This is a genomic window from Streptomyces sp. H27-C3 (assembly GCF_030063415.1).
Taxonomy (GTDB): Bacteria; Actinomycetota; Actinomycetes; order Streptomycetales; family Streptomycetaceae; genus Streptomyces.
The window spans coordinates 15,129-38,361 of record NZ_JASITA010000055.1; the positions used below are offsets into that span (position 1 = coordinate 15,129).

The 23,233-nt window shown below is 71.1% G+C and carries 20 protein-coding genes; 9 read left to right on the forward strand and 11 right to left on the reverse strand.

Annotated elements, in window-relative coordinates; translation table 11 throughout:
- Positions 1–14: 14 nt before the first annotated feature.
- Together efeB and efeO are read right to left on the reverse strand one after the other, a co-directional pair.
- Positions 15–1,262, reverse strand: a complete 1,248-nt coding sequence (gene efeB / locus QMK30_RS34595; protein ID WP_283522305.1) for an iron uptake transporter deferrochelatase/peroxidase subunit — start codon at positions 1,260–1,262, stop codon at positions 15–17.
- A gap of 12 nt (positions 1,263–1,274) precedes the next feature.
- A complete protein-coding gene (efeO, locus tag QMK30_RS34600) occupies positions 1,275–2,417 on the reverse strand; it encodes an iron uptake system protein EfeO (RefSeq protein ID WP_283522306.1) in 1,143 nt (380 codons plus the stop codon).
- A gap of 580 nt (positions 2,418–2,997) precedes the next feature.
- On the opposite strand from efeO, the gene QMK30_RS34605 reads away from it, so the two are divergent.
- Positions 2,998–3,651 carry a PhzF family phenazine biosynthesis protein gene (locus QMK30_RS34605; RefSeq protein WP_283522326.1) on the forward strand — a complete coding sequence of 218 codons (654 nt, stop codon included), beginning with the start codon at positions 2,998–3,000 and terminating at the stop codon, positions 3,649–3,651.
- A 95-nt stretch (positions 3,652–3,746) separates the two neighbouring features.
- On the opposite strand, the gene QMK30_RS34610 is transcribed toward QMK30_RS34605, so the two are convergent.
- Positions 3,747–4,415 (reverse strand): biliverdin-producing heme oxygenase, encoded by a 669-nt coding sequence (locus QMK30_RS34610; RefSeq protein ID WP_283522307.1) that lies wholly within the window; start codon positions 4,413–4,415, stop codon positions 3,747–3,749.
- A 235-nt stretch (positions 4,416–4,650) separates the two neighbouring features.
- A complete protein-coding gene (map, locus tag QMK30_RS34615; protein WP_283522308.1) occupies positions 4,651–5,508 on the reverse strand; it encodes a type I methionyl aminopeptidase in 858 nt (285 codons plus the stop codon).
- Between the two features lie 58 nt (positions 5,509–5,566).
- On the opposite strand from map, the gene QMK30_RS34620 reads away from it, so the two are divergent.
- Positions 5,567–5,800, forward strand: a complete 234-nt coding sequence (locus QMK30_RS34620; protein WP_283522309.1) for a hypothetical protein — start codon at positions 5,567–5,569, stop codon at positions 5,798–5,800.
- Between the two features lie 259 nt (positions 5,801–6,059).
- Here QMK30_RS34620 and QMK30_RS34625 read toward each other — a convergent pair whose 3' ends face one another.
- Positions 6,060–6,662: a hypothetical protein gene (locus tag QMK30_RS34625; RefSeq protein WP_283522310.1), complete on the reverse strand. Its 603-nt coding sequence runs from the start codon at positions 6,660–6,662 to the stop codon at positions 6,060–6,062.
- A 92-nt stretch (positions 6,663–6,754) separates the two neighbouring features.
- Between QMK30_RS34625 and npdG the strand changes: the two genes are divergently transcribed.
- On the forward strand, positions 6,755–7,459 hold the full coding sequence (npdG, locus tag QMK30_RS34630; RefSeq protein WP_283522311.1) for an NADPH-dependent F420 reductase: 705 nt from the start codon (positions 6,755–6,757) through the stop codon (positions 7,457–7,459).
- Between the two features lie 137 nt (positions 7,460–7,596).
- Positions 7,597–7,794 (forward strand): hypothetical protein, encoded by a 198-nt coding sequence (locus tag QMK30_RS34635; protein ID WP_283522312.1) that lies wholly within the window; start codon positions 7,597–7,599, stop codon positions 7,792–7,794.
- Here the strand turns inward: QMK30_RS34635 and QMK30_RS34640 are convergent.
- Positions 7,784–8,581, reverse strand: a complete 798-nt coding sequence (locus tag QMK30_RS34640; RefSeq protein ID WP_283522313.1) for a site-2 protease family protein — start codon at positions 8,579–8,581, stop codon at positions 7,784–7,786. The two genes, QMK30_RS34635 and QMK30_RS34640, sit on opposite strands and share 11 nt — an antisense overlap.
- 289 nt (positions 8,582–8,870) lie before the next feature.
- Here QMK30_RS34640 and QMK30_RS34645 point away from each other — a divergent pair, with 289 nt between their 5' ends.
- Positions 8,871–12,578: an AfsR/SARP family transcriptional regulator gene (locus QMK30_RS34645; protein ID WP_283522314.1), complete on the forward strand. Its 3,708-nt coding sequence runs from the start codon at positions 8,871–8,873 to the stop codon at positions 12,576–12,578.
- A 65-nt stretch (positions 12,579–12,643) separates the two neighbouring features.
- Here the strand turns inward: QMK30_RS34645 and QMK30_RS34650 are convergent, their stop codons facing one another.
- The 3 genes from QMK30_RS34650 to panB form a co-directional block, all read right to left on the reverse strand.
- A complete protein-coding gene (locus tag QMK30_RS34650) occupies positions 12,644–13,477 on the reverse strand; it encodes an ABC transporter permease (RefSeq protein WP_283522315.1) in 834 nt (277 codons plus the stop codon).
- Positions 13,474–14,526, reverse strand: a complete 1,053-nt coding sequence (locus QMK30_RS34655; protein ID WP_283522316.1) for an ATP-binding cassette domain-containing protein — start codon at positions 14,524–14,526, stop codon at positions 13,474–13,476. Before QMK30_RS34655 ends, QMK30_RS34650 begins: the two co-directional genes overlap by 4 nt.
- A 150-nt stretch (positions 14,527–14,676) precedes the next feature.
- On the reverse strand, positions 14,677–15,540 hold the full coding sequence (panB, locus tag QMK30_RS34660; RefSeq protein WP_283522317.1) for a 3-methyl-2-oxobutanoate hydroxymethyltransferase: 864 nt from the start codon (positions 15,538–15,540) through the stop codon (positions 14,677–14,679).
- A gap of 172 nt (positions 15,541–15,712) precedes the next feature.
- Between panB and QMK30_RS34665 the strand changes: the two genes are divergently transcribed.
- The 4 genes from QMK30_RS34665 (at position 15,713) to QMK30_RS34680 (ending at position 20,594) form a co-directional block, all read left to right on the forward strand.
- Entirely contained in the window at positions 15,713–17,317 is a 1,605-nt protein-coding gene (locus tag QMK30_RS34665; protein WP_283522318.1) for an MFS transporter, read from the forward strand.
- 87 nt (positions 17,318–17,404) lie between these two features.
- A complete protein-coding gene (locus tag QMK30_RS34670) occupies positions 17,405–18,043 on the forward strand; it encodes a TetR/AcrR family transcriptional regulator (RefSeq protein ID WP_283522319.1) in 639 nt (212 codons plus the stop codon).
- A 182-nt stretch (positions 18,044–18,225) separates the two neighbouring features.
- On the forward strand, positions 18,226–19,248 hold the full coding sequence (locus QMK30_RS34675; RefSeq protein ID WP_283522320.1) for an endonuclease/exonuclease/phosphatase family protein: 1,023 nt from the start codon (positions 18,226–18,228) through the stop codon (positions 19,246–19,248).
- 125 nt (positions 19,249–19,373) lie between these two features.
- Positions 19,374–20,594 carry an MFS transporter gene (locus QMK30_RS34680; RefSeq protein WP_283522321.1) on the forward strand — a complete coding sequence of 407 codons (1,221 nt, stop codon included), beginning with the start codon at positions 19,374–19,376 and terminating at the stop codon, positions 20,592–20,594.
- 203 nt (positions 20,595–20,797) lie between these two features.
- On the opposite strand, the gene QMK30_RS34685 is transcribed toward QMK30_RS34680, so the two are convergent.
- The gene (locus tag QMK30_RS34685; RefSeq protein WP_283522322.1) at positions 20,798–22,552 is read right to left on the reverse strand and encodes an NAD+ synthase; all 1,755 of its coding nucleotides are present in this window, start codon (positions 22,550–22,552) and stop codon (positions 20,798–20,800) included.
- A 16-nt stretch (positions 22,553–22,568) separates the two neighbouring features.
- A complete protein-coding gene (locus QMK30_RS34690; protein ID WP_283522323.1) occupies positions 22,569–22,760 on the reverse strand; it encodes a hypothetical protein in 192 nt (63 codons plus the stop codon).
- Positions 22,761–23,233 lie beyond the last annotated feature (473 nt).

The following is a 23,233-nucleotide window of genomic DNA, read 5'->3' on the forward strand; positions in this document are numbered from 1 at the left end:
CCTTTTTCTGCCTTCTACGCGAACAGCGCCCGGCCCCACCAGTCGCCCTTGTCCCGGACGCCCGGCGGGACGGCGAAGAGCGCCGAACCCACGTGCTGGATGTACTCGTTGAGCGCGTCACCACGCGCCAGACCGCGCTGTACGGGAATGAACGCCTCCCGCACATCACGCTGGTACGCGAGGAAGAACAGCCCCGCGTCGAGGCGGCCGAGACCGTCCGTACCGTCGGTGAAGGAGTAGCCGCGGCGCAGCATCCGGGCACCGCTGTTGGTGTCCGGGTGGGCAAGGCGGACGTGCGAAGTCGGCAGCATGGCCTTGAGGTTGGGCTCGTCGCGCTCGCGCGCCTTGCCGACCGCCGCGCCCTCGCCCTTGTCGCGGCCGAAGATGTCCTCCTGCTCGGACAGGGAGGTGCGGTCCCAGGTCTCGATGCGCATCGCGATGCGGCGGGCGACGAGGTAGGAGCCGCCCGCGATCCAGGCCGGGCCGTCCTTCTCCCGTACCCACACATGCTTGTCGAGCTCGGCGGCGTCGGCGCCCGCGATGTTGCGGGTGCCGTCCTTGAAGCCGAAGAGATTGCGCGGGGTCTGCGCGTCGGGCGTCGTCGACGAGGTCTTGCCGAAGCCGAGCTGGGACCAGCGCATGGCGACCTTGCCGAAGCCGATCCTGGCCAGGTTGCGAATGGCGTGCACGGCGACCTGCGGGTCGTCCGCGCAGGCCTGCACGCACAGATCGCCGCCGCTGCGCGCCGCGTCCAGGTTGTCGCCGGGGAACACCGGCAGGTCGACGAGCGCCTCGGGGCGTCGGCCTTCGAGCCCGAAGCGGTCCTTGGCGAACAGGGACGGGCCGAAGCCGATGGTCAGCGTCAGCCGCGACGGCCTGAGGCCGAGCGCCTCGCCGGTGTCGTCCGGCGGTGCCTCGGCGAGACCGCCGTACGCGCCCTCGCCGACCGCGTGCCCCGCCGTCATGCGGGCCGCTGCCGCCGTCCACTCCTCGAGGAGCTCGACGAGGGCCGCGCGGTCCTTCGTCGTCACGTCGAACGCGGCGAAGTGCAGCCTGTCCTGCACGGCGGTGGCGATACCGGCCTGGTGCGGGCCGTGGAAGGGCACCGCGGCGCCCTCGGAGGCGGCGGGCGCGGTGTCGTCCCCCGAGGTGAGCGCGATCGCCGCGCCACCGGCCGCGGCGGCACCGAGCGCGAGCCCGGCGCCACCCCAGCCGAGCAGTGAACGACGTGACGGCTCCGATGAGTTGGTCTCGTCAGGCATGCCGGGGCCCTCCTACTTCACGACTGCGGCGGCGAGCTTCGACAGCGGCTCGGCGAGCGCGTTGACGCCGTCGCTGAGCTCCTTGCGCTCCGCCTTGCCGACCTTGTCGTACGACGTGAACACGTACGAGGTCTTGTCCTCGCGGTACTTGTCGAGCAGGTCGTTCAACGTCTTGAATTGGGTGTCGAGTTCACCGGTGAGCTTCGGGTCGTTCTTCGACGCGATCGGCTTGAGCAGCTCGTACGACTTCTCCGCGCCCTCGACATTCGCCTTGAAGTCGACGAGGTCGGTGTGGCTGTAGCGCTCTTCCTCGCCGGTGACCTTGCCGGTGGCGACCTCGTCGAGGAGCTCCTTGGCGCCGTTCGCCATCGAGGTCGGGGTGATCTCGGCCTTGCCGACCCGGTTCTGCCAGTCGGTGAGGTCCTTGAGCAGGGTGTCGGCGAGGGTCTTCTCCTCGGCGCCGATCTTCTTGTCCTGCCACAGGGCCTTCTCAAGACGGTGCCAGCCGGTCCACTCCTGGCCCTTCTCCAGGCCGTCCTCGCGCAGGTCGACCTTGGGGTCGATGTCACCGAAGGACTCGGCGACGGGCTCGGTCCGCTCCCAGCCGACGCGGGAGTCCGCGTACGCCTTCTTCGCGGCCTCGATGTCGCCCTTCTTCACCGCGTCCACGAAGACCTTGGACTTGGGCAGCGTCTCGTCGGCCTGCGCCTGCACGTACGTACGGAACGCGGCGACGGCCGTGTCCATCTCCGGGCTGCGCTTGGCGACCTTGCCGCCGCCGGTCGCCTCGACCTTCTGCCGGATGCCGTCGCCCTTCATGCCGGGCTTGCAAGCGATCTCGTAAGAACCGGCCTTCACCTCGGCGGTGATGGTGGCCTTGGTGCCGGGGCCGATGTTCTCGCGCTCGGTGACGATGCGGTCGTCGGGGAAGAGGATGTAGACCTCGGTGACCTTGGAGCCCTTGTTCTCCACGGCCAGTTCGACATGGCCCGCGGGGAACTCCTTCTTCGACACCTCGCAGGAGTCGTCCTTGGCGGTGACCCGGACGGCGCCGTCGCCGTCCTTGGCGTCGCTCTTCTCGGCGCAGCCGGTGAGGGCGGCCAGGGCTGCCACGGTGGCGACCGTGGTGACGGCGGAGAGACGGACGGGTCGCATTTCGGGCTCCATGCGGCTGGATCGGGGAGGCGAGGAGCCTCGGGCCTCGGATGAGGCTGACCTAACTTATCCGAGGCTTACCTGACCCGGCCCCGGTCGTCCAGTGATTCGGCTCTCATGCGCCGTGCACGGATACGGGCCGGTCACGGCTGCCTCTCGGACGGCTCATGGGAGGGTCAAGTGCGGGTCAAGAGTCGGTGCCCGGACCGGGACGGGCGTCCCGCCCGGGGAGCACCAGGGGCGCCCCGGCCCGCGGGTGCGCCAGCGCACCTCCACGGGCTCCGGGCACACCTCGCTCAGCAACTCCTCGCCGAGGTGTGGACCGGGCGCCCGTCGACGCGGACCTATCCCGCGGCGGCGGGCAGGTCGGCGGCGAGAGCGGCGAGCAGGGTTGACTTGCCGGCTCGACGAGCGCGACCACCTCGCCGGCGCGGGCGCCGCAGTGGTCTTCGCCGCCCGCGGGCGCCGCACCCAGGCCCGTCCGGGCCCGGACAACCCCGCCCAAGTCCCCGCCCGGCAGGGCCGCAGCGCGCGACACGGCGGTGCGGCCCTGCGGTCGTGGCAGTGCTTCAATGCCGGGGTGAACGAACTCGACGTACTCCGCGTCTTCTGCGGCCCCGACGGACGCCACGGCAACGCCCTGGGCGTCGTACGGGACGGCCGTACGCACCCCGGCGAGGCGGCCCGTCAGGCCCTCGCCGCCGAACTCGGCTACAGCGAGACCGTGTTCGTCGACGACCCGGAGCGCGGCATCGTCGACATCTACACCCCGAGCGCCCGTCTGCCCTTCGCCGGGCATCCGCTCGTCGGCGCGGCCTGGCTGCTCGACCTGGAGCTGCTCCAGGTGCCGGCGGGTGAGGTGTGGGCGCGGCACGACGGCGAGTTCACCTGGATCACGGCACGCCCGGAGTGGGTCACCGGGCGCCGCACCCAGCAGTACGGGACCGTCGCCGAGGTCGACGCGCTTCCGGCCCCGCCGCCCGGCGACGGCTGGCTCTACGCGTGGGCGTGGGAGGACGAGGCGGCAGGCCGGGTAAGGGCCCGCGCCTTCCCGCGCCGCGGTGACGCGATCACGGAGGACGAGGCGACCGGCGCCGCCGCGCTGCTTCTCACCGGCGAGCTGGACCGTGCGCTCAACATCACCCAGGGCGCCGGCTCCCAGATCCTGACGGCCCCGGGCCGTGACGGCACGATCGAGGTCGGCGGCCGGGTACGTTTCGCCCCGCACGCGTAGAGCGCGGCCCGTACCGCGGCAGCGGCACGGGCCCGGCGTCGTACGGACAGGAAGAGACGTAACAACAAGCGGCGTTCAGCGTTCGGAGAGAACCACTACGCGCTGAGTGGGAACTCCCCGCTCAGCTCGCGGAACATCGCGCCATTGAAGTCGAAGGCGCGCTTGCACTCGTCGATGACGCGCTGCTTTTCCAGATCGTCCGCGTTCACCTGGTCGAGCAGCTCGCGGTAACCTCGTTTGAACGCGGCGGGGTTGGTGATCTTCTCGAAGACATAGAAGCGCACGCCGTCGCCCTTGCGCTCGAAGCCCCAGGTCTTCTCCGCCGTATCACGGAGGACCTGACCGCCCGACAGATCCCCGAGGTAGCGGGTGTAGTGGTGCGCCACATACCCGGCGGGCCAGGTACGCGCGCACTCGGTGATGCGCTCCGCGTACGCCGCGGTCGCGGGCAGCGGCACCAGGCCGTCGCGCCAGTCGGCGCCGCGCAGATGCGCCAGGTCGCGCTCCAGCTCGGCGGTGCGCATCAGTTCGGTCTGTATGAACGGGCCCGCGACCGGGTCGTTCCGCAGGGAGTCGGCGGCGTCCTCCAGCGCGCGGTACACGAACCACAGCTGCTCGGTGTAGCGCGTGAACGCGTCCACACCGAGCCGGCGGTCGAGCAGGTCACTCATGAAGGAGGAGGTGTTCACCTCGGTGTGCTGCTCGTGCGTAACGGTACGGATCAGCGTGGAGAACGGGGTGACGGCCGTGGCGGTTGCGTCCAAGGCGGGCCTCCGGGGACCGAGGGGGGAAGAAGGAGGAAGGGGCGCGCGTTGGCAGCTGCGTCAGCCGCCGACCCCGATCTTCCTGCTCAGGTATGCCTAAGTCAATTGGTTCCCGACGGCCTGTCGGTAAAAACGCTACGCCCCATTTTTCTTTGTAGCTCCTTCTGCGGCTTCCTTTGCGGCTGCCCCAGAGGCTCCCTTTGCGGCTCCTCCGGGGAACCCTTCCCGTCTTCCTCTACGGCAGGGTGAGAATCTCCGCGCCGGTCTCCGTCACGACGAGCGTGTGTTCGAACTGCGCGGTCCGCTTCAGGTCCTTCGTCACCACGGTCCAGCCGTCGTCCCACATGTCGTAGTCGTGGGTACCCAGCGTGAGCATCGGCTCGATGGTGAAGGTCATGCCGGGCTGCATGACGGTGGTGGCGTGCGGGCTGTCGTAGTGCGGCACGATCAGCCCGGAGTGGAACGACGTGTTGATGCCGTGACCGGTGAAGTCCCGCACCACGCCGTAGCCGAAGCGCTTGGCGTAGGACTCGATGACCCGCCCGATGATGTTGATCTGGCGGCCCGGTTTGACGGCCTTGATGGCGCGGGCGAGGGACTCGCGGGTGCGCTCCACCAGCAGTCGCGAGTCCTCGTCGACGTCGCCGCACAGGTAGGTGGCGTTGTTGTCGCCGTGTACACCGTTGATGTACGCCGTCACGTCGAGGTTCACGATGTCGCCGTCGCGCAGCACCGTGGAGTCCGGGATGCCGTGGCAGATGACCTCGTTGACGGAGCTGCACAGTGACTTCGGATAACCGCGGTATCCGAGCGTCGAGGGGTACGCGCCGTGATCGACCATGAAGTCGTGCGCGACCCGGTCGAGCTCGTCCGTGGTCACACCGGGCGAGATGTGCTTGGCGGCCGCCTCCATCGCCTGCGCGGCGATGCGGCCCGCGATGCGCATCCGTTCGACAAGTTCGGGTTCCTGCACCTCCGGGCCCTTGTACGGCGTGGGCTTCGGCTTCCCGACGTATTCGGGACGCCGGATGTTGCCGGGGACGGAACGGGTGGGAGAGATCTCCCCGGGTACGAGAAGCGACTGGCCAGACATGCCAACGAGTGTATCCAGCCGCCATCGGGCAGCATGGCGGCAGAGGAAGGAGCCGACGATGGCCCTGTTCAAGAAGCGGACGGTCGGAAAGCCGGGCGAGTGGTTCTACTGCCTGGAGCACAAGACCGTCGAGGAAGGCCCGGACTGTCCGGGCAAGGACCGGTTCGGTCCGTACGCGAGCCGGGAGGAGGCCAGGCACGCGATGGAGACGGCGGCGGCGCGCAACCTCCAGTGGGAGAACGATCCCAAGTGGCACGACAAGAACGCGGCGCAGGGGGAGGACGGGGGGTAGACCCCGGGGCCCGCCGGACGGGCTGAGGCTTTCCGGTGCTGCGCGGCATTTTCAGCCCGTCCGGGGTTCGAAGTCGGGGGCCGGGGCTGCCCTCGCTTCACCCCGCCCATTTCAGCCCGTCCGGCGTGTGAGGACCGGAGCCCAGGCTTCGGGAAGGGCGGGTAGGGGACAGCCCCGCGCAGCGGCACCCCCGGCCACTCCCGCCCCCGGCCACTCCCGCCCCGCCACCCGCACCCCTGCCCACGCCTCCGCGGCCCCGCTACCATCGCTCCGGCGGCGGCGCCGTCAGCTGATCGGCGAGCCGGGACAGCCGGTCCCGGAACCGCCTCGGTCCCCGGGGTGCGGGCAGCACGTTCTCCCCGGCCGCCGCACTGACCAGATGCTGCACGGTGTCCAGATCCACATCGCCCCCCGCGGGCACCGACAGCGACTCGTGCGCGAGCCCCCGGATCTCCCGGTCGCCCCCGTCCAGCGACAGCACGGTCGCCCCGGCCCGCCGCGCGTCGTGCACCCGCTCCAGCAGGCCCGCCTCCGGCCCCCCCGGCGCCACGACGAGCAGCGTCTCGCCCCGCCGCGCCGCCTCGATCCTGCCGAGCCCGACCGACAGATGCGCGGGCTCCCCGGGCCGCACCCGATGGCGTACGAGCGTGGGGTTCAGTGCCGTCAGCCCGGACCAGGCCGCCTCGTCGACGAGATGCGCGGCCAGATGCCACGGCTCGTACTGCTGGGTCCCCACGAGCAGCAGGCCGCCGCCCTGTGGCACGACAAAGGACCGCAACGCCCCGGCGAACCGCCGCGTGGACCCCAACCATTCGGTCCCCGCGAGGACTTCACGCAGCAGCGCGACACGTACGGCATCCATGTCCCGCATCCTGTCGGACCCCCGACGGGGGCCGCCGCCGAATGACCGTGCCTCACCCGGAAGAGCGCGCTACCAACAAGTAGGGTCGGCTCATGACTTCCACTGACAGTGCGCAAAAGCCCGCAGCCAAGGACCCCTGGGACCTCCCCGACGTATCCGGGCTGGTCGTCGGCGTGCTCGGCGGCACCGGGGACCAGGGGCGCGGGCTCGCCTACCGGCTGGCCAGGGCCGGCCAGAAGGTGATCATCGGCTCGCGGGCCGCCGAGCGCGCGCAGAGCGCCGCCGACGAGCTGGGCCTCGGTGTCGAGGGCGCGACCAACGCGGAGTGCGCACGCCGCAGCGACATCGTGATCGTCGCCGTACCGTGGGACGGGCACGCCAAGACACTGGAGTCGCTGCGCGAGGAGCTCGCGGGCAAGCTCGTGATCGACTGTGTGAACCCGCTCGGCTTCGACAAGAAGGGCGCGTACGCGCTGAAGCCGGCGGAGGGCAGTGCCGCCGAGCAGGCCGCCGCCCTGCTGCCCGACTCGCGGGTGACCGCGGCCTTCCACCACCTGTCGGCGGTGCTGCTCCAGGACGCGTCCGTCGAGGAGATCGACACCGATGTGATGGTGCTCGGCGAGGTCCGTGCCGACACCGACCTCGTGCAGGCGCTGGCGGCCCGTATCCCCGGCATGCGGGGCGTCTTCGCCGGGCGGCTGCGCAACGCCCACCAGGTGGAGTCGCTGGTCGCCAACCTGATCTCGGTCAACCGCCGCTACAAGGCGCACGCCGGCCTGCGCGTGACCGACGTATAGGACCGACGTGCAGGTCCGACCCGTCGGGTATGACCCGTCGGGTATGACCCGTCGGGTCCGACCGACGTATGAGCACGACCGGGGCATGGGGGACACTGGTCCGGAAGCAGTCAGCCGCCGGACAGGAGCCACCCCCCATGCCCCGCCTCGCCGTGTACGCCCTTGTCGTATGCGTCCTCGCCGTCGCCGCCGCAGTGGTGGCCTTCGTCCAGGGCCGGTGGATCGGGGTCGTCTGGATCCTGCTCGCCGCGGTCGCGTCGAACATGGCGTGGTACTACCACCGCAGGGCGAAGGCCGACCGGACGGCCGCCTCCTCCGGGTCCGCTACGGAGTGATCGCCGGTACGTTCGGATCGCCCTGCCAGAAGCGGTAGAACTGCTGGCCCCAGGACGTGTCCCAGTTGGTGACGCCCAGAACCCGCAGGACCGCGTCGACCGCGTCGAAGAAGAGGTGGTTGACCCCGGGGATCCACAGCACACCGAAGACCAGCAGCAGCCCGAACGGCGCGAGCGGCTCGACCTGCCTGCGGATCTTGTACGAGAGCCACGGCTCGATCACGCCGTAACCGTCGAGGCCCGGCACCGGCAGGAAGTTCAGGATCGCGGCCGTCACCTGGAGCAGCGCGAGGAATCCGAGCGCGTAACGGAACACATCCGGTACGCCGTCCAGCGCGCCCAGCCAGAACGGCGCGGTGCACACGATCGCGAACAGCACATTGGTCAGCGGACCCGCCGCCGAGATCAGGCTGTGCTTCCAGCGGCCCTGGATGCGACCCCGCTCGATGAAGACCGCGCCACCCGGCAGCCCGATGCCACCCATGATCACGAAGAGCACCGGCAGCACGATGCTGAGCAGCGCGTGCGTGTACTTGAGCGGATTGAGGGTCAGATAGCCCTTCGCGCCGATGGAGATGTCCCCGCTGTGCAGGGCGGTGCGGGCGTGCGCGTACTCGTGCAGACAGAGCGAGACGATCCACGCGGACGTGACGAAGAGGAAGACGGCGAAGCCGACGCTCACCGAGAACTCCGTCCACACCGCCCAGCCGGAGACCGCCATGACGGCGACGATCCCGAGGAAGACGGGGCTGATCCGCCGGTCGCGACGGGTGATGGCGGTGGTCATGCGCGGACTCCTGGGGTGCGGGCATCGGACGGACACCGGTCGGATACCGGTTGGGCAGCGGGCCGGGGCCGCCCGGGCACTGGCCGGACGCCGCTCGGGCGTGGTGCCCGACCGTACCGGTGACACTGCGAAAACGTCTCGCGCGGCGGCGGGAGTTCCGGCAAAGCTGGATGCGTGGCGCTTTCGCGGATCCTGTACGACGGCCGGCAGCCGAAGCCGCGCCACCCGGAGGCGCCCCGTCCGGAGGTGCGCGGTGGGTGGGGGGTTGGGCGTCCCGGACAATGGACGCGTGCGCTACCGCATTCTTGGCCCCACGCAGGCACTCCGCGACGACGGCACGCCCGTCGCCATCGGCGGGGCGCGGCTGCGCGCGCTGTTGACCGTGCTGGCGCTGCGGGCCGGGCGTACGGTGCCGGTCGGCGCGCTGGCCGAGGAGGTGTGGGGCGGCGCCGGGCCCGCCGATTCCACCGGGGCGTTGCAGGCCCTGGTCGGGCGGCTGCGGCGGGCGCTCGGCCATGCGGCGATCACCTCCGTGGACGGCGGCTACCGGCTGTGCGCCGAGCCGCGGGACGTCGACCTGTACCGCTTCGAGCGGCTCACGGCGGAGGGCGTACGGGCTCTGGACGAGGGCGATTCCGGCCGGGCCGCCGACCTGCTCGACGACGCGCTCGGCCTGTGGCACGGGCCGGCGCTGGCCGATCTCCCCGACCGTACGGCCGAGGCGGCGGGCTGCGAGGCCCGTCGGCTGACCGCCCGCCGCGCCCGCCTCACGGCCGCGCTCGCGCTGGGCCGGGCGGAAGAGGCCCTGCCGGAACTCGCCGCGCTCTGCGACGACCACCCGATTGACGAACTGCTCCAGGCGCTGCGCCTGCGCGCACTGCGTGACGCCGGCCGCACGGCGGAGGCACTCGCGGCGTACGAGGAGGTCCGCCGGGACCTGGCCGCCCGCCTGGGCGCCGACCCGGGACCGGAACTGCGCGCCCTGCACGCCGAGTTGCTGACCCCGTCCCCGCTCGGGGTCGCCGCGCCCACCGACCCCGGCACGGGCGGGGGACGGCCCTCGGCGCACCGGCCCGCCGTGAACGGCAGCGGCGCATGGGGCGGCCCGGACGGCGGCGGCCGTCGGGTGGTGGAAGGAGCGCGGATCTCGGCGTACGGCGCCGAGGCCGGTGGACTTGGTGCGGCGGGCCGTCCGGCAGCCGGGACGGCGGCGTCGGCGTCGGCGTCGGCCGACCGGCGTACAGCGGGCTCCGGGGGCCCGGCCTCGGTTCCGGGAAGGGGCGGGGCAGGGGGCAACGGCCGCGTGCCCGACCCCGGGCCCACGTCCCCCGGCCCCACCCACCCGTCCCCCGACGCAGGGCAGTCTTCCCGCACCGACCCCGGGCCACTGACCACGTCCCGCCCCGCCGCAGGCAACCTCCGGGCCCGGCTGACCTCCTTCGTGGGGCGCGAGACCGATATCGAGGTCGTCAGGGACGACCTCGCGGGCGCCCGGCTCGTCACGCTGCTCGGCCCCGGCGGCGCGGGCAAGACCCGGCTGTCCCAGGAGGCCGCCGAGGCCGGTGACGCGGCCTGGCCGGACGGGGTGTGGCTGGCCGAGCTCGCGCCCGTCGACGACCCGGCGACCGTGCCCGAAGCCGTACTCGCCGCGCTCGGCGCCCGGGAGACCGTGCTGCGGAGGGCGGGCGCCGAGGGACTGCGCGTTGCCGAACGGCACGGGGACGACCCGCTGCTGCTCCTCACCGAGCACTGCTCCCGGCGCCACATGCTGATCCTGCTCGACAACTGCGAGCACGTCATCGGCGCCGCCGCACGCCTCGCCGAGGAACTCCTCGCCCGCTGCCCGGGGGTGACCGTACTGGCCACGAGCCGCGAGCCCCTGGGCGTGCCGGGCGAAGTCGTACGGCCCGTGGAGCCACTGCCCGACCCGATGGCCCTGCGGCTCCTCGCCGACCGCGGCGCCGCCGCGAAGCCCGGCTTCCGGATCGAGGACGACCCTGCGGCCGCCGCCGAGATCTGCCGCCGCCTGGACGGGCTGCCGCTCGCCATCGAACTGGCCGCCGCCCGGCTGCGGATGCTCACCCCGCGGCAGATCGCCGACCGCCTCGACGACCGATTCCGGCTCCTCACCGGCGGCAGCCGTACCGTGCTGCCGCGCCAGCAGACGCTGCGCGCGGTCGTGGACTGGTCCTGGGACCTGCTGGACGAGAAGGAGAGGGCGGCTCTGCGCGCCCTGTCCGTCTTCGCCGGTGGCTGCGACCTGACCGCCGTCGAGGCTGTGTGCGGCCCCGACGCACTGGAGCTGCTCGGCTCCCTGGTCGACAAGTCCCTTGTGGTGGCGGCCCCTTGGGGTGGGGCCGGGGGCCCCGAGAACAGCGAAGCCCTTGAGGGCTTCGGCCCCTCCGAGGAGCACGCCCACCCGGGCGACGCGGACGACACGGACGGCACTGGCATGCGCTACCGCCTCCTGGAGACCGTCGCCGAGTACGCGGCAGAGCGCCTCGACGAGGCGGGCGAGCGCGTGGGCGCCGAGCGCCGCCACCTCGTCCACTTCCGCGAGCTGGCCCGCCGCGCCGACCCCCTGCTGCGCGGCAGCAGGCAGCACGTCTGGATCAGCCGCCTCCAGGCCGAGTACGAGAACCTGCGCACCGCACTGCGCCGCGCTGTCGCCGCCCGCGACGAGCACGAGGCGCTCTGCCTCGTCCACTGCCTCGCCTGGTACTGGCAGATCCGCGACCTGCGCGCCGACGCCCGGCACTGGTCCCTGGCCGCCGCCGAACTCGGCCCCGACCCCTTCGAGTCGCCGATCACCCCGGCCCCCGCCCTGCACGAGCGCTGCACGGACGCCCCGCCGCCGATGGCCCCCGAGCAGCTCATGGAGGCCCGGCGCGGCGCCCGGTTGATCCATCTGGCCAGCATGAACCACGAGTTCGACGACTGGACCACCACTGAGGGCCTGGCCTGGCTGCGCCGCGTCGTACAGGTCTACCGGCCGGGTCTGCCGCAGACCTGCCGCGCCCCCGGCACACTCTGGTTCTTCGCGATCATGCTGACCGGCGAGGTCGGGCAACTGAGGGAGGTCGTCGACGCGACCGTCGACGCCAGCCGCGAGTTCGGTTACGAATGGGAGCTCGCCGCCGCCCTCCAGACGCGGGCCAACATCCTCGCCAACCGCAGCGACTGGGTGGGCGACGCGAGCCGGGACGCCGACGAGAGCCTGGAGATCTTCACTCGGCTCGGCGACTCGTGGGGCGCGGCCGAAGCGCTGTCCGCGCGGGGAGAGGCGCACGAACGCAGCGGCGAATTCGCCCTCGCCGCGAGTGACTTCCGCGCCGCCGTCGGGCACGCGCGGCGACTCGGCGCGTATGTGCAGGTGTCCCTGCTGCGGGCGCGGCTGGCCGGCGTGCTGATGGAGACGGGCGACGGCGAGCAGGCCGAGGCGATGCTGCGGGACATCCTGGCCACGGTCCGCAATCGCGGTCATGAGCACGAGCCTGCCGCCCGGTTGTATCTGGCGATGTGGCTGGGCCGCACGGGCCGGACGGCCGAGGCCCGTGCCCAACTGGACAAGGTCAGAAAGGACTTCAAGCGCTCCAACCTGGCGATCTTCGAGGGCTTCGTCCTCGGCCTCATCAGCTGGCTGGACAACCTGGACGGCAGACACGGCCGGGCGCTCACCGGGGTCCGCCGAGCTCTGGCGCGCTCCTGCGAGCCACTGTCGCGGATGGTCGCCCCACAGATGCCCGCGGCCCACCTGATGACCGCCGCCCGCGCACTGGCGGGCCTCGGCGGCCCCCGGCACGCCCCGGACGCCGCCCGGCTGCTCGGCGCCTACGAGGCTCTGCTGCCGCCCGGCCACTTCGCGACCGGGCAGGAGCGCGAAGCCAGGACGGACGCCGAGACGGCGACGCGCGCCGCACTGGGCGACGCCGCTTACGAGGCGGCGTACGCGGAGGGCCGCACCCTCACTCTGGAGGAGGCCGTCGCCCTCGTCTGACGCCGGGCGCGATGGGCGGACCCCCGTGCCGTCCATCGCGCCCTCCCGTCCGTCAGGCCTGTGCGTCAGGTCTTCTTGCGGAACTTGGAGATCGCGAGCGGGGCGCTGACCAGTGTGATGAGCGCCGCCCAGCCCAGCGTCATCCACACGTCCTGGGCGATCGGGCCGCCGATGAACAGTCCACGTGCCGCGTCCGCCAAGTTCGACAGGGGGTTGTAGTCGGTGAAGGTCTGCAGCCAGCCCGGCATCGTCGAGGGCGGGGTGAAGATCGAGGAACCGAACTGGAGGGGCATCAGTACCAGCATCGCCAACCCCTGCACGGCCTGCGCGGTCTTCACGGTGAGCCCGATCAGGATGAAGATCCACATCAGCGAGGCGCCGAAGAGGAGCGAAAGCCCGACCGCGCCCAGCACGTGCAGCGGCGACGTCTCGACCGACAGGCCGAGCAGGAAGCCCACGATCAGCAGGATCGTGAAGGCCACCATCATGCGGCCGACCTCGACGACGATCTTCGCCACGAGGACGGAGGACCGCGCTATCGGCATCGTCCGGAACCGGTCCATGACCCCCTTCTGGAAGTCCTCGTTGATGCCTGTGCCGACGGCCATCGAGACGTTCATGCCCATCATCGCCATCAGGCCGGGGACCAGATAGCTGACGTACTCGGCCTGATTGCCCTTGCCCGCCACCGCGCCGCCGAAGACGAACACGAACAGCAGGGTGAAGATGATCGGCATGAACAGGACGTCGAACATCGACTCCGGGTCCTGCTTGATCTGCAGCGCATTGCGGCGCGCCAGGGCGCCGATGTGCCGCAGATTGGCCCGCAGGCCGATCCGGCCCTCGTTGTCGCGCACCTTCGCGGGCGTCGCGGCCGGTGTCACTGTCGCCGCGCTCATGCCGCGAACTCCTTGTCCTTGATACTCGCGCCCTGGGCGTCCTCGTCCTGGGCGTCCTTGCTCTCCGTCGCGTCGCTGGTCTTCTCGCCCGTGATGGCCAGGAACACCTCGTCCAGGCTGGGCAGGTGGGTGCCGATGTGCGCGATGCCGAAGCCGCGCGCGCCCAGCAGGCCGACCACCGCGGTCAGTTGCTCGTCGCTGAGGATCGGCACGTACAGCTGATTCTCGCTGTCGACGATCTGCGAGCCGGCGATGCCGTCGAGGCCCGCCTCGCTCAGGGCCAGTGCCATCAGGGGCAGCTGGCCCGGGTCGACCGGGCGGACCTCCAGGGTGCGGCCGCCGACCTTCGCCTTCAGCTCGTCGACCTTGCCGCCCGCGATGACCCGGCCGCGGTCGATGACCGTCAGCTCGCTCGCGAGCTGCTCGGCCTCTTCCATGTACTGCGTGGTGAGCAGGACGGTGACGCCCTCGTCGACCATCCGCTTGACCTCGGCCCACACCTCGTTGCGGGTGCGGGGGTCGAGGCCGGTCGTCGGCTCGTCCAGGTACAACACGGCGGGCTGCCCGATCATCGAGGCCGCCAGGTCCAGCCGCCGCCGCATACCGCCGGAGTACTGCATGACCGGCTTCTTCGCGGCGTCGGTGAGCGAGAAGCGCTCAAGCAGCTCGTCCGCGCGCTTGCGGGCCGCGCCTCGGGACAGGTCGAGCAGCCGCCCGATCATGTAGAGGTTCTCCCAGCCGACGAGCTTCTCGTCGACCGAGGCGTACTGCCCGGTCAGGCCTATGGTGCGGCGAAGCTGCCGGGGCTGCTTCACCACGTCGAAACCGGCCACGACGGCTGTGCCGGCGTCGGGCTGGACCAGGGTGGAGAGGCAGCGTACGAGTGTGGTCTTGCCGGCGCCGTTGGGTCCGAGGACACCGAGTACGGTGCCTTCCCGGACGTCCAGGTCCACGCCGTCCAGTGCTTTGGTCTCGCCGTAGTGTTTGACCAGTCCCCGCACCTCGACGGCGTTGGCGCCGTCCGTGGGGCTCTTGTTGATTCGCGTCATGCCGACCATGGAAGCACCCGCCACTGACATCCGGCCGACAGAATGCCGACAGCCCGCCGACGGGGGAGTCGGCGGGCCGCCGTGGTGCGACAGTGGCTGAGGGAAGGCGCAGGTGACGCAGGTGCAAGCGCCGGCAACAAGCGTCAGGGACTAGTGGAAGGTGTGCTCCTCCTGCGGGAACGCCCCTCCGACGACATCGTCGGCGAACGTCTTCGCCGCGTCCCCGAGGGTCTGCCGCAGATTCGCGTACTGCTTGGTGAAGCGCGGCACCTTGCCGCCCGTCATGCCCGCCATGTCCGTCCAGACGAGGACCTGCGCGTCGGTGTCGGGCCCGGCGCCGATGCCGATGGTCGGGATGTGCAGCGAGCGGGTGACCTCGGCGGCCACTTCGGCGGGCACCAGTTCCAGCACGACCGCGAACGCGCCCGCGTCCTGCGCCGCCTTGGCGTCCCGCACCAGCCGGTGCGCGGCCTCGTCGCCGCGGCCCTGCACCCGGTAGCCCAGGGTGTTGACGGACTGCGGCGTCAGGCCCAGGTGCGACATGACCGGGATCCCGGCCTGCACCAGCAGCTCGGTCTGGGCCAGCGAACGCTCGCCGCCCTCCAGCTTCACCGCGCCCACGCCCGCGTCCTTGACCAGCCGGGTCGCGCTGCGAAGCGCCTGTACCGGGCCCTCCTGGTACGAGCCGAAGGGCAGGTCGCCGACGATGAGGGCGCGCTTGGTGCCCCGTACTACGGCGGCGGACAGGAAGGTCATCTCGTCCATCGTGACGGGCACGGTGGTCTCGTATCCGAGGTGACAGTTGCCCATGGAGTCGCCGACGAGCATGACCGGGATGCCTGCCTCGTCGAAGACAGAGGCGGTCATCGCGTCGTAGGCGGTGAGCATGGGCCACTTCTCGCCGCGCTCCTTGGCGGCAGCGATGTCGTGGACGGTGATGCGGCGCGTCCCCTTGCCGCCGTACAGCGTCTTGCCGCTGTCGGCGGGTGTCTTCTGGGCAGCCTGAAGCGACATGGCCAGTGCTCCTTCGTCATCTCGAGGCGCCCTGACGGCGTCCCCGGATCACCTCCATGGTGGCATCAACCGTCGCCCGACGGGAAGCGGATCGGCGCCCGTAAAGCACCCGGAAGGCAAAGTCTTTACAATACGATACGGTGCCGTATTCAAATAGAGGTACGGTCTCGGCATGTCGACCCCCCGTCCTCCCGAGGCTCCCCGGATACCGGAAACCGTGCACAGCCGCCGCTGGGTCATCCTCGCCGTACTGATGCTCAGCCTGCTGATCGTGGTGCTGGACAACTCGATCCTGAACGTCGCGGTCAAAACCATCGCCGGGCCCGCGCCCGGCGGCCTCGGCGCCACCCAGAGCGAGCTGGAGTGGGCGATCAACTCCTACACGCTCGTCTTCGCGGGCCTGCTCTTCACCTCGGGGCTCCTGGGCGACCGGTTCGGCCGCAAGCGGGTGCTGCTCTTCGGCATCGTCGTCTTCGGCATCGGCTCCGCGCTCGCCGCCGCGTCCGCGTCGCCCACTGAGCTCATCGCGTACCGGGCGGTGATGGGCTTCGGCGCCGCCTTCGTGATGCCCGCCACCCTGGCCATCCTGATGAACGTCTTCGAGCGCGAGGAGCAGCCCAAGGCCATCGGCATCTGGGCGGGCGGCGTCGGTCTCGCCATCGCCATCGGGCCCATCACCGGCGGCGTGCTCCTGGAGCACTTCTGGTGGGGCTCGGTCTTCCTGGTCAACGTCCCGGTCGTGATCGTCGCCCTGGTCGCGATGGTCCTGCTGGTCCCCGACTCCAAGGACCCCAACCCCGGCCGCGTCGACCTGGTCGGCGTGGGCCTGTCCGTCGTCGGCCTGGTGCTGCTGGTGTACGGGATCATCCACGGCGGCGAACTCGGCGACTTCGCCGATCCGACGGTGCTGGCTGCCGTCCTCGGCGGCCTGGCCGTCCTGACCGCCTTCGTGCTGTACGAGAAGCGCAGCAGCCACCCGTCGCTCGACATGGCGTACTTCAAGAAGCCCGCCTTCTCCGCCGCCGTCGCCGCCATCGCGCTGGTCTTCTTCGCGCTGATGGGCGTGACCTTCTTCTCCGCCTTCTATCTGCAGAGCGTCCGCGGCTACAGCGCGCTCCAGGCCGGCCTGCTGATCCTGCCGCTGGCCGTCGCGCAGATGATCTTCTCGCCGCGCGCCCGGCACGTCGTGGAGCGCTTCGGCGCCCGCGCCGTGTGCACCGTGGGCATGCTGCTCGTCGCGGTCTGCCTCGCCGCCTTCGCCCTGTTCGACGCGGACACCCCGCTGTGGTTTCTGGGGGTTGTCTTCTTCATCCAGGGCACCGGGATGGCGCACGTCATGCCGCCGGTCACCGTCTCGATCATGCAGGCGCTGCCCCGCGAGAAGGCCGGTTCGGGCTCCGCGGTCAACAACACCTTCCGGCAGGTCGGCGGCGCTCTCGGAGTCGCCGTCCTGGGATCGCTGCTCTCCGCGGTCTACCGCAACGAGATCGAAGGCACCCTGGACCGGTTCGGCGCGCTGCCGGCCGCCGCGCGCAAGGCCGCGGGCGAGTCGATCGAAGGCACCCTCGGTGTCGCGGACAAGCTCGGCCCGGCGGGCAAGGCGCTGATCGGCCCGGCCAACGACGCCTTCCTCAGCGCCATGCATGTCACGGCGCTGGGCTCGGCCGCGGTCGCGCTGATCGGCGCCGCGGTGGTCGCCGCCTTCCTGCCGGGCAGGCCCCCGAAGGCCGCCGCCGAAGAGCACACGGACACCGGGGCCCCGGCCGCCCGCCGCTGACCGCCCGTCGCGGGGGAGCGGTGGCCGGCCGCCTCCCCGAACCGGGGAGAATGAGCACCTGGACATACGGCGAGAGGTGAACCTGACGTGGCTCCCGAGGAACGGCCCGGGCAGGGGCGAGGGCAGCAGCCCGCAGGGGGCGCGCCGCGCCGCGGGCGCCCCCGCAGCGAGGCCGTCGAGCTGGCCATCGTCGAGGGCGTCGTCCAGCTCCTGGAGGACGGCGTCCCGCTCGCCGAGCTCTCCATCGAGGGCATCGCACGGGCCGCCGGTGTCGGCAAGGCCACCATCTACCGCCGATGGAAGGGCAAGGAGGAGCTCTTCGTCGACGTACTGCGGACCATGGAGCCCGCAGACCCCGAACTGCCGGGCGTATCCGTACGCGACGACCTGATCGCCCTCCTTGAGGCCCTGCGCCTGCGCGGCGTGGCGAAGCGCTCCTCGGTCCTCCTGCACAACGTCTTCGCGCAGATGAAGACCTACCCCAAGCTCTGGGACGAGTACCACAGCACCGTGATCGAGGCGCGGCGCCGCCAGACGCTGGAGGTGCTGCGGCGGGGCATCGCCGAGGGCGAACTGCGCGGCGACCTCGACATCGAGCTGCTGAACGACCTGGTGGTCGGCCCCATGCTGGTGCGGACCGTCATCAGGCCCGCCGCGACACTTGACGACGACCTGGCCACGCGCATCGTCGACGCGGCCCTGGAGGGGCTGCGCCCGCCGCGCTGACCGGCGTCCTCATATGCGCGTTTCGTCACAGCGGCCCTGTCGGCCGTAACTGCTGGAACCCGCCACGGCCCGATGTCGTCCTTGTGGCAGTACGGCCGTCGCGCGGGACGGCGGGGAAAGACGTCGGTCATCGCCTAGGGTCAGTAACGGGCGTGGCACGGCAAGGCAGTGAGGGAAGCGGAATGACGCAGGCGTACATGACGGACACCGGCACCGGCAGCTCCGAGAGCGAGCACTCCGGACCCCGGATCCGGCGCCTGTTCGAACGCCTGCGGCGCAGCCGCGGCATCTGGCGGCGGGGCATCGTCCTCGCCCTCTGCGCGGTTCTGCTCACCCTGTTGATGGTCTTCCACGCGCAGATCCCCAACTCCATCGGCAACCTCGGCAGCCTCAACGAGACCTTCCTGCCCTGGCTCGGCCTGGGCGTCCCGGTCCTGCTGGTCATCGGCGTAGTGCGGCGTTCCGCGACCGCACTGGTGGCCCTGTTGCTGCCGGCCCTCGTCTGGGTCAACATCTTCGGCGGCCTGCTCACCGACAAGTCGCTCAGCGGCGGCAACCTCACGGTCGCCACCCACAACGTCAACGCCGACAACTCCGACCCCCAGGGCACGGCCCGGGTGCTGGTCGATTCGGGGGCCGACGTGGTGGCGCTCGAAGAGCTCAAGGCGAGCGCGGTGCCGGCGTACGAGCAGGCCCTGTCGGGCACGTACAAGTACCACTCGGTGCGGGGCACCGTCGGGCTGTGGAGCAAGTACCCGATGACCGACACCCGTTCCGTCGACATCAAGATGGGCTGGATCCGGGCCATGCGCTCCACGGTGACGACGCCCGCGGGCAAGGTCGGTGTGTATCTCGGACACCTGCCGTCGGTACGGGTCAAGCTCAACGCGGGCTTCACCGCCGGACAGCGCGACGCCAGCGCCGACGCGCTCGGCGAGGCCATCGCCCGCGACCCGCTCGGCAAGATCGTCCTGCTCGGCGACCTCAACGGCACCATGAACGACCGGTCCCTGAACGCCGTCACCTCGCAGATGCGCTCCACCCAGGGCGCGGCGGGCGACGGCTTCGGCTTCAGCTGGCCCGCGTCGTTCCCGATGGCGCGGATCGACCAGATCATGGTGAAGGGCATCGACCCGGTGTCGTCCTGGACGCTGCCGGAGACGGGCAGTGACCATCTGCCGATCGCGGCCCGCGTCCAGATCTGACCCGCTGGTCCGGCTGCCGCAACCCCGCGTTTACGTCGCGGAACAATTTGCCTGAGAGACTTTGTTCAGTACGGGAACGTAGTTCTCGTACGTCCCCATGCTCTCTCTCGTCGAAAAGGTTCCCCATGTCCCGGCCGCCCCGGCCCGTAGCCCTGCTCGCCCTAGCCGTCGGCGCCTTCGGCATCGGCACCACCGAGTTCGTGATGATGGGCCTGATGCCCAATGTCGCGGACGACCTGGGCACCTCGGTGCCCACCGCCGGCTACCTCGTCTCGGCGTACGCGATCGGCGTCGTGATCGGGGCCCCGCTGCTCACGGCCCTCGGTTCGCGCATCCCGCGCAAGCGCATGCTGCTGCTCCTGATGGCCCTCTTCACCGTCGGCAACCTCGCCTCCGCACTGGCCCCCGGCTTCGGCTGGCTGGTGGCGGGCCGGGTGCTCGCCGGACTGCCGCACGGCGCCTTCTTCGGCGTCGGCGCGGTGGTCGCCGCCCGGCTCGTCACCGACGGGCGCCAGGCGCGGGCCGTCGCGACGATGTTCCTCGGCCTCACGGTCGCCAATATCGTCGGCGTCCCCCTGGCGACGCTCCTCGGGCAGCACCTGGGGTGGCGCGCCACGTTCCTGGTGGTCTCCGTCATCGGCCTGGTGGCGATGGCCGCACTCGCCCGGCTGATCCCGCACATCCCCGTGGACGCGCACCAGAGCCTCGGCCGCGAACTGCGCGCGCTGGGCAACCGGCAGGTCCTCCTCGGCCTGCTCACGGCCGTCTTCGGCTTCGCCGGTGTCTTCGCCGTGTACTCCTACCTCGCGTCGATGACGACCGAGGTGATGGGCTTCGGCGAGTCCTCGGTGACCGTGGTGCTTGCCCTCTTCGGTATCGGCATGACACTCGGCGCACTGGTCGCTGGCCCGCTGACCGACCGGGCCCTGCGGCCCACGCTGTACGGCTCGCTGGGCGCGCTGGCGGTCGTACTGCTCGCGTTCAACTACACCGCGCACGTGCAGTGGGCGGCGCTGGTCACCGTGGTGGTGCTGGGCGCGGTCGGCTTCATGACCACGACACCGCTCCAGATGCTGGTGATGAACAAGTCCAAGGACGCTCCCACGCTGGCCTCCGCTTCCAACCACTCGGCGTTCAACATCGCGAACGCGGGCGGCGCGTGGCTCGGTGGCATGGCGATCACTGCCGGCTGGGGCTGGATGTCCCCGACGCTGGTGGGCGCGGTCCTGGCCGCCGTGGGTCTGGGGATCGCGGTGACGGCCGGGCTGCTCGACCGGACACCGAACCCGTCCAGGGTGGTGGCGTCGGGCGTGGCGCGCGAACGGGAGCGGGACTCGGTGTCCTGACGGGGGCTTTTCCCCTACCCGCCCCTTCCCGCTGTGATCCCGCTGTGACATTTTGCGGCTGCGGCTGCGGCCGCGTGGGCGGGGCAGGCCCCGGCCCCGGACGCCCTTCGGGCGCGTCCTCGAACGCCGGACGGGCTGAATTCCTTCAGCCCGTCCGTGGGTCCGGTGGCCCTGCCCTCCGCCGTACCGTTTCTGCGACCCGGTCAGACCGACTCGCGCCACCGGTTGGTGATCGGCAGTCGCCGGTCCTTGCCGAAGCCCTTCGCGGAGATCTTCGTGCCCGGCGGGTACTGCCGTCGTTTGTACTCCGCCGTGTCCACCATCCGCAGGATCTTCGCGACCAGCTCCCGGTCGAAGCCCTCCTCGACGATCCGCTCCAGGCCCTGGTCCCGGTCGACGTACAGCTCCAGGATCCGGTCGAGCACGTCGTAGTCCGGCAGCGAATCCGTGTCGACCTGGCCGGGCCGCAGTTCGGCGCTCGGCGGCTTGGCGATGGAGTTCTCCGGGATCGGCGGGGTCTGGCCCCGCTCCTCGGCTGCCTTGTTGCGCCACCTCGCGAGGGCGAAGATCCACGTCTTGTAGACGTCCTTGATCGGCCCGTACGCGCCGACGGAGTCGCCGTAGAGCGTCGAATAGCCCACCGCCAGCTCGGACTTGTTGCCCGGCGCGAGCACGATCTGGCCCTCCTGGTTGGAGATGGCCATCAGCGTCGTGCCGCGCAGCCGCGACTGGAGGTTCTCCTCGGCGAGCCCGGTCAGCTCCAGCGCACCCATGTACGCGTCGAACATCGGCTCGATCGCCACGGTCCGGTAGTTCAGCCCGGTACGCCGGGCCAGTTCGGCCGCGTCGCCCTTGGAGTGGTCCGAGGAGTACTTCGACGGCATCGAGACGCCGTAGACGTTCTGCGCGCCCAGCGCGTCGCAGGCGATCGCGGCGACCAGCGCCGAGTCGATGCCGCCGGACAGGCCGATCAGGACGGAGCTGAAGCCGTTCTTGGCGGCGTACGCGCGCAGGCCGACGACCAGCGCCGTGTACACCTCCTCGTCGTCCTCCAGGCGTTCGGCGTAACCGCCGGCCAGCTCGGGCTCGTACGCCGGGAGGGGGTCCTCGGAGAGGACGACGCGGTCGATGTGCAGCCCGTCGTCGACGATGCCCGTCGGCGCGTCGGGGTCGGCGGCCGGCAGGTCCAGGTCGAGCAGCATGCTGCCCTCGGAGAACTGCGGGGCGCGCGCGACGACTTCGCCGTTCCGGTCGCAGACGATCGAGTCGCCGTCGTAGACCAGCTCGTCCTGACCGCCGATCATCGCGATGTACGCCGTGGTGCAGCCGGCCTCCTGGGCGCGCTTGCGCACCAGGTCGAGGCGGCTGTCGTCCTTGTGCACCTCGTACGGCGAGGCGTTGATGGACAGCAGCAGGCCGGCTCCGGCGGACCGGGTGGCCGGGACGCGGCCGCCGTCCTGCCACAGGTCCTCGCAGATGGCGAGGGCGACATCGATGCCGTGGACCCGGATGACCGGCATCGAATCGCCGGGCACGAAGTACCGGAACTCGTCGAAGACGCCGTAGTTGGGAAGATGGTGCTTGGCGAAGGACAGCGCGACCTCGCCGCGGTACAGCACGGCGGCGGCGTCCTGCGGGGAGCCCGCGGGCTGCCCGTAGCGGGGCTGGGCCTTCTCACAGCGGTCCAGATAGCCGACGACGACCGGGATCTCACCGAAGCCTTCGTCCGCGAGGCGCACCGCGAGCGCGCGCACGGCGTCGCGTGAGGCCTCGACGAAGGACGACCGCAGCGCGAGGTCCTCGACGGGGTAGCCGGTCAGCGCCATCTCGGGGAACGCCACGAGGTGGGCGCCCTGCTCGGCGGCATGCCGGGTCCAGTGCACGATCGACTCGGCGTTGCCGGTGAGGTCGCCGACGGTCGAGTCGATCTGATTCAGAGCGAGGCGTAGTTGAGGCACGGGGTCAGTGTAATCGTCAGTGCGACGCGATGTCCTGATGGAAACGTGTGGGGCGCCCCACGTGCGCGTACGAGCCGTACCGGCTCGGGAGCGTGGACCGGCGGGGGTGCGGCCACAGCGCGCGCAGCAGGAGCCGGGCAGCCCCGGCGGGCGGCGCGTCCGTGGGGGAGCGGGTCAGCAGCCGGGCCGCGAGCAGTGCGAACCCCACACGCCCAGGATCGCCAGACGGACCGTCATGGGGTCCATGGCGCCCGTCGGGGCCGGGTCGCGGGTCGGTGGCGGCCCGGGCCGCGTGCGGGGGCGCGAGCGGCGCGTGGTGGGCCGTGTCGGCCCTGTCAGCCCTTTCGGCCCTGTCAGCCCTTTCGGCCCCGTGGGCCTGCGCGTGCCTCGCGGCCGTCCCGGCCATGGCGGCCGTTTCCACCGGGCGCCGTCGCCCGGTGGCCGCCCGTGGCTGATCCCGACCGTGTGCGTCGTGGCGATCCCTCAGAGCAGCGCGACGAACAGCGGTAACTGCCCGAACCCCGCGCCCTCCTTCGCCGTCATCCCGCTCGTGCCTTAGGGCTCGCAGAGATTCAACGTGTTGCTTCCGGCGATTTGGCTCGTTGACGTGGTATGGGAATACCTCATGAGATTCGGGATCGACTCGCCTTGAAGTTCGGGGTGTTGTTCCCGCACCTGGAC

What these genes read in the sequence shown, in the direction of transcription:
- efeB (WP_283522305.1), bottom strand. Translation starts at nt 1,262, where the DNA reads ATGCCTGACGAGACCAACTCATCGGAGCCGTCACGTCGTTCACTGCTC.
- efeO (WP_283522306.1), bottom strand. Translation starts at nt 2,417, where the DNA reads ATGCGACCCGTCCGTCTCTCCGCCGTCACCACGGTCGCCACCGTGGCA.
- map (WP_283522308.1), bottom strand. Translation starts at nt 5,508, where the DNA reads ATGTCTGGCCAGTCGCTTCTCGTACCCGGGGAGATCTCTCCCACCCGT.
- QMK30_RS34620 (WP_283522309.1), top strand. Translation starts at nt 5,567, where the DNA reads ATGGCCCTGTTCAAGAAGCGGACGGTCGGAAAGCCGGGCGAGTGGTTC.
- QMK30_RS34625 (WP_283522310.1), bottom strand. Translation starts at nt 6,662, where the DNA reads ATGGATGCCGTACGTGTCGCGCTGCTGCGTGAAGTCCTCGCGGGGACC.
- npdG (WP_283522311.1), top strand. Translation starts at nt 6,755, where the DNA reads ATGACTTCCACTGACAGTGCGCAAAAGCCCGCAGCCAAGGACCCCTGG.
- QMK30_RS34635 (WP_283522312.1), top strand. Translation starts at nt 7,597, where the DNA reads ATGCCCCGCCTCGCCGTGTACGCCCTTGTCGTATGCGTCCTCGCCGTC.
- QMK30_RS34640 (WP_283522313.1), bottom strand. Translation starts at nt 8,581, where the DNA reads ATGACCACCGCCATCACCCGTCGCGACCGGCGGATCAGCCCCGTCTTC.
- QMK30_RS34650 (WP_283522315.1), bottom strand. Translation starts at nt 13,477, where the DNA reads ATGAGCGCGGCGACAGTGACACCGGCCGCGACGCCCGCGAAGGTGCGC.
- QMK30_RS34655 (WP_283522316.1), bottom strand. Translation starts at nt 14,526, where the DNA reads ATGACGCGAATCAACAAGAGCCCCACGGACGGCGCCAACGCCGTCGAG.
- panB (WP_283522317.1), bottom strand. Translation starts at nt 15,540, where the DNA reads ATGTCGCTTCAGGCTGCCCAGAAGACACCCGCCGACAGCGGCAAGACG.
- QMK30_RS34665 (WP_283522318.1), top strand. Translation starts at nt 15,713, where the DNA reads ATGTCGACCCCCCGTCCTCCCGAGGCTCCCCGGATACCGGAAACCGTG.
- QMK30_RS34675 (WP_283522320.1), top strand. Translation starts at nt 18,226, where the DNA reads ATGACGCAGGCGTACATGACGGACACCGGCACCGGCAGCTCCGAGAGC.
- QMK30_RS34680 (WP_283522321.1), top strand. Translation starts at nt 19,374, where the DNA reads ATGTCCCGGCCGCCCCGGCCCGTAGCCCTGCTCGCCCTAGCCGTCGGC.